The following is a 5,262-nucleotide window of genomic DNA, read 5'->3' on the forward strand; positions in this document are numbered from 1 at the left end:
CACAAATACTTCGCCGGCTATTACTATGACGACGCCACCCGCCAGCCCGTCTGGCTGCGCAGCAGTTGCTGCAGCCGTGCGTGATCCTCCTCGGTGAGTAGGTCGGCGACATCGATATGCAGCAGCAGCACGCAAGCATCAGCGTCGACAGCGACGCGCTCGACTGGGCTGTCCACGGGCGCTATCGCCTCGGGTGCGGTGGACTCGCTCTCCGGCGGTGCTTTTGCAGCGTCTGCCTCTGTGCTTGGTGTTGCTGTCGGTGTGTCGCTCGACCTTGTCTTGAGCTGCGGCTGCTCGCCTCTTGGTGTCGCTGGCGCCGGCTGAGGCTGGGCATCGGCCGCTGGCTCGTGTGCCTTTGCAGTCGGCTGATCGGTGGTGGCTGGCTCGGGCTGCGGTGAGGAGGGAGTTGCGCGCGGCGTTTTGGCTGCTGCCTGATCGCGCAGCGTTGGCGCAGGCTGCACCTTGGATACCGATTCTAGCTTCGCTGGCCGCGGTGCCGCCGTGGGCCGCGTTAACGGCTTGAGCGGCGCTGGGATCGGCATCTCTGGCCCTTCTTCCCCGATGCGCACCGCTCGAGTCTCAAGGCTTGGCGTTATCATCCGCGCGTAGGGTGCCTGCGCGGCCTGATGGGTGAACGGCAGGGCCGCGAGGGCGCGCCGCTCCTTGAGCTTGGAGAGCCCGAGCAGCAGGAGACGAGGCAGCAGGCCGTAGGTCAGCACGGACAGCACCAAGAACCAGCGCCAAGAGCGCAGATTGCCGGCGTCGAGCACATAGAGCGGGTCTTTGAGGCTAATGCGCGTGCCGGCCACCTGCTCGAGGGTCGGCAGACCGACACCTTCGCCGAGCAGCCAGCTCCAGGGCAGCGCGATCAGGCGCGCGAGACCGTGAATGGTCTCGGCGCTGACGTTCATTGCCGAGCCCCAGCCGAATCCGAGATCGGCGAACCAGATCAGCGCCATGGTCATGAGAATGGCGCCAATGTTGAAGCCGATGCCGAAGATCTGTGCTGGCACCAGGACCGGCAGGTAGCTCGCCGGGCCATAGAGTGAGTAGTTGGCCTGCATCAGACCCTGCTTGGCCTTGGCGCGATCCCTGAGGTCAGGCGGCAGATGGGACAGTCGCTGTTTTTGCACCCAACGCGCCGCGCGCGAGAGCAGTGGTCGCAACAGTTGGCCGAGCAATGAGATGTCTTGCGTCGCTCGCTTGACCAGCTTGGAGCGGCGTCCGTACCAGAGCCCGAGCGTGGTGCCGACCAGGATCAGCTGCAGTAGGACCAACCAGAACAGGTACCAGGAGACGTTCACCGGGTGATCGCCTTCGTATTGCAGCAGCGTCGAGGCCACGCCAATACCAAGCGCGAAGCCGATCAGGCCCATGGCTGTCGCGATCAGGCGCTGGGCGCGCCTGAATGCCTCTCCAGGCAGGAGCTCGGCGACGGCCGGGTCTTCTTGGTCTCGGCGCCGCTCGAGCCACCAGCGCAGGGCCTTGTTGCGGTGTTGGCGGGTATGGGCCGCAGCGTCGCCGATGTAGGGCTCGATCTGGTCCTTGTAGAGGCGCCGGTCGCGCTCGGCAAGGCGTCGACGCTCAGCCGGGTGATCGCGCAGTAGCCGCTCGTCCTCGCCTGCGAAGTAGTCGAAGTCGATGAGATCCGGAACCTGCCAACGCAGCGGTCCTGATTTGCCATCGCGAGCACTGTTGTGATGTGGCGCGAGACGCCTTGAAGGAAAGACCATGGACAGGGAGTAGACTAACCGGTAAGGGTGCTTGCACGGATGGCTCGACGTGGCAGTGCGTGCTCGAACAGACGAACGGCCAGATTTCGACTCTGGACGCAAGGTATACCGGTCCTGGGCTAGTGATCAAGCGCGTTGCGCTGGCTTGACATAAGGCAAGCGACGCGAACGAATGCGGTGGGCGATGCTGGCGCACGAAAAATTTCGGCTGCTATACTGTAATGCATGATTGACATCAGCCTGAGTTGACACATTGACCACTGATCCACCCTCGGCCGGAGCCATTGCAGCGCGCGCCCTACAAACGGGACGCAAGCCGCATGCGGTCATCATCGGCAGCGGTTTTGGCGGACTCGCTGCTGCAATCCGTCTCGGCTATCGCGGCTATCGGGTGACCGTTGTCGAGAAGCTCGATGCCCCTGGCGGCCGTGCCTACGTGCACGAGATCGACGGGTTCAAATTTGATGCCGGCCCGACCATCATCACCGCGCCCTTCTTGCTCGAAGAGCTCTGGCAGATGTGTGGCCGCAGCTTCAAGGATGAGATCGACCTGCGCCCGATGGACCCCTTCTATCGTATCCGCTTCGATGACGGGGCGGTATTCGATACCAACGGCGATGCCGAGGCGATGCGCGCACAGGTTGAGCGCTTCGCGCCTGAGGATGTTGCTGGCTATGACCGCTTCATCAAGGCGAGCGAGGAGATCTTTCAGGTCGGCTTCGTCGAGCTCGGCCATGTTCCCTTCACCAACTGGCAGGACATGGCGCGCATCGTGCCGAAGATGGTCGCGCTGCGCAGTTATCGCAGCGTCTACGCGATGGTCTCGCAATATGTGAAGAACGAGCGATTGCGCGTGGCCTTGTCGTTCCATCCGCTGCTGATCGGTGGCAATCCGTTTACGGTCACCTCGATCTATACACTGATCTCCTACCTTGAGCGTCATTGGGGCGTGCATTCCGCCATGGGCGGAACTGGCGCCATCGTCAATGGGCTGGTGGACCTCATCCAAGGTCAGGGCGGAGCGATTCGGCTGAATTCCGAGGTCGCCGAGATCACCGTCGTCAACGGCAAGGCCACCGGCGTCAAGCTCAAGGATGGCGAGCAGATTGCGGCCGATGTCGTGGTCTCCAATGCCGATGTCGCCTGGACCTACAAGCACCTGCTGCCAGGTATCGAGCGCAAGCATTGGACGGATCGCAAGCTCGACAATGCGCGCTACTCGAACGGTCTCTTCGTCTGGTACTTCGGCACTAAGCGGCGCTATGAGGATGTGAAGCACCACAGCATTCTGCTCGGGCCGCGCTACAAGGGGCTGCTCAAGGATATCTTTGATCGCAAGGTGCTGGCGGACGATTTCAGTCTCTACCTGCACCGGCCAACCGCGACCGATCCGTCGCTGGCACCTGAAGGCTGCGACACCTTCTATGTGCTCGCTCCGGTGCCGCACCTGGATGCCGACATCGACTGGTCGGAGCGCGCGGAGCCGTATCGACGCGCCATCTCGGCCTACCTTTCCGACACCCTGCTGCCTGGTCTTGAGGATGAGCTAGCCCTGTCTTTGATCACCACACCCAAGGACTTCGAGCAGCGTCTCTGCTCGGTCAAGGGTGCTGGATTCAGTCTGGAGCCAGTGCTGATGCAGAGCGCTTGGTTCCGGCCGCATAACAAGAGCGAAGAGGTCGAGCACCTCTACCTGGTCGGCGCTGGCACCCACCCCGGAGCAGGGGTGCCAGGCGTCATCTCGACAGCCCGCGTACTGGATACGGTGGTCCCCGATGCCTCTGTTTTTGCGTGAGAACACCTCCTCGGATGCGACGGACCTCGCTGCCTGTCGGCAGCTGCTGAGTAACGGCTCGAAGTCGTTCTTCGCCGCGTCCTTTTTTCTACCCAAGATGATCCGCGATCCGGCGGCCGCGCTCTATGCGTTCTGCCGGGTGGCCGACGACGCGATCGATGAGCAGCTTGATCAGCAGGCGGCGCTCGAGCAGCTGCGCGAGCGACTCGAGCGTGTCTACCAGGGTCGACCGCTGTCGCTGGCGCCAGATCGCGCCTTTGCGGCGACGGTGGAGCGTTTTCAGCTGCCGCGCGAGCTGCCAGAGGCGCTGCTCGAGGGATTCGCCTGGGACGCCGAGGGGCGTGACTACGAGACGATCGAAGGTGTGCTCGACTACTCGGCACGGGTGGCCGCTGCGGTGGGTGCCATGATGACCGTCATCATGGGGGTCCGGTCGCCCAACGTGCTGGCACGAGCCTGCGATCTCGGCACGGCGATGCAGTTGACCAACATCTGTCGTGATGTTGGCGAAGACGCCCGCAATGGGCGCGTCTATCTGCCAAAGGCATGGCTGCGGGCAGAGGGGCTGGACATCGAGGCCTGGCTGGCGAATCCGACCTATAACGATGCGGTGGCTGCTGTCGTTAAGCGTGTGCTGGAGATGGCTGCAGAGATCTATCAGCGCGCCGAGTCCGGTATCGCCAAGCTGCCGGTGCCTTGCCGGCCGGGCATCTACGCGGCTCGTCTGCTGTATGCCGAGATCGGCCATGAGGTCGTGCGCAACGGCTATGATTCCGTCACTAGACGCGCGGTTGTACCGCCGGCCCGAAAGGTGACACTCTTGAGTCGCGCGGTTGCTGCCACCCCCTTCCCGGGGCGGCACTGTGCCGAGCCGGCCTTGGCTGAGAATCAATTCCTAGTCACTGCTGCCGCTAAGGCCGGTACCGACCGATCGCAGGTTGCGTTCTTGCGCGCTAGCCAAGGCGCGAGCCAAGGCCAGGCCAGTGGTTCTAGCCCGCAATCCGTTGGCGAGAAGTTGATCTGGGTGCTAGACCTGTTCGCGACCCTCGAAGAGCGTCAGCGGATGGCATCACTTAACCAGCATGGCGGTCTGATGCGGGCGTCTACCGGAGGAGGCTACTCGTGAGCTATTACATTGGCATGGTGGCGCTGCTGCTCGCTGCCTTCTACTTCTGGCGCAGCACGCGGCACCGGAAGCTGGTCATCAGTGCCCGTGAGCGTGCTGAGGCCAACGGCGGACAGCCTGAGGTCGATCCGGTTTGGACTGCGATGGGCGTGTCGTTCATGCCGTTCTTTCTATTTTACGGCGCCTTTGCATCGCTGCTGCTCATCGGTGGCTATTTCTTGTCGGATCTGAAGACCTATCTGACGCTCTTTGATCTCTTCGGGCTGCTGATGCTGATCGTCGCCTATACCGGCTGGATCCTGATTCGCACCCATTACAACAAGCTCGGGCTGGATTTCGCGAACGGCTAAGCGCTCGAACCCGGCCCTGTTCCGTCCAGTCCCCGCCGGGCTCGATCCCGCCTAGCCCGTCAGTCCAGCCCATCAGCTCAGCCCGTCAGCCCAGCCCAGGCAGTCAGGACGCGCCCTTCAGCGTGCTGACCTGCCTAGCTGTTGAGAGCGCTGCTAGTGGTCCAGCGCTCGCGTTCCCAGTTGTGATGACGATGGACGAGGATCTCGCCACCATCGTCCCTCCAATCCGCTAGCACCTGTCTCAGCGCCGGTTGACCG

The 5,262-nt window shown here is 62.9% G+C and carries 4 protein-coding genes; 3 read left to right on the top strand and 1 reads right to left on the bottom strand.

The genetic code is table 11. The features are described from left to right. Positions 1 to 23 precede the first annotated feature (23 nt). Entirely contained in the window at positions 24 to 1,733 is a 1,710-nt protein-coding gene (locus tag ACY693_RS14460) for a DUF2868 domain-containing protein (RefSeq protein WP_462322523.1), read from the bottom strand. 253 nt (positions 1,734 to 1,986) lie between these two features. On the opposite strand from ACY693_RS14460, the gene ACY693_RS14465 reads away from it, so the two are divergent. Genes ACY693_RS14465 through ACY693_RS14475 form a run of 3 tightly spaced genes read left to right on the top strand, consistent with a single transcriptional unit; the run spans position 1,987 to position 5,004 of the window. Continuing rightward, entirely contained in the window at positions 1,987 to 3,528 is a 1,542-nt protein-coding gene (locus tag ACY693_RS14465; RefSeq protein WP_462322524.1) for a phytoene desaturase, read from the top strand. Then, the gene (locus ACY693_RS14470; protein ID WP_462322525.1) at positions 3,509 to 4,654 is read left to right on the top strand and encodes a phytoene/squalene synthase family protein; all 1,146 of its coding nucleotides are present in this window, start codon (positions 3,509 to 3,511) and stop codon (positions 4,652 to 4,654) included. The genes ACY693_RS14465 and ACY693_RS14470 overlap by 20 nt, the downstream gene beginning before the upstream one ends. Further along, the gene (locus ACY693_RS14475; protein WP_462322526.1) at positions 4,651 to 5,004 is read left to right on the top strand and encodes a hypothetical protein; all 354 of its coding nucleotides are present in this window, start codon (positions 4,651 to 4,653) and stop codon (positions 5,002 to 5,004) included. The genes ACY693_RS14470 and ACY693_RS14475 overlap by 4 nt, the downstream gene beginning before the upstream one ends. Positions 5,005 to 5,262: the final 258 nt, after the last annotated feature.

Source organism: Halochromatium sp. (assembly GCF_054919635.1).

What these genes read in the sequence shown, in the direction of transcription:
- ACY693_RS14460 (WP_462322523.1), bottom strand. Translation starts at nt 1,733, where the DNA reads ATGGTCTTTCCTTCAAGGCGTCTCGCGCCACATCACAACAGTGCTCGC.
- ACY693_RS14470 (WP_462322525.1), top strand. Translation starts at nt 3,509, where the DNA reads ATGCCTCTGTTTTTGCGTGAGAACACCTCCTCGGATGCGACGGACCTC.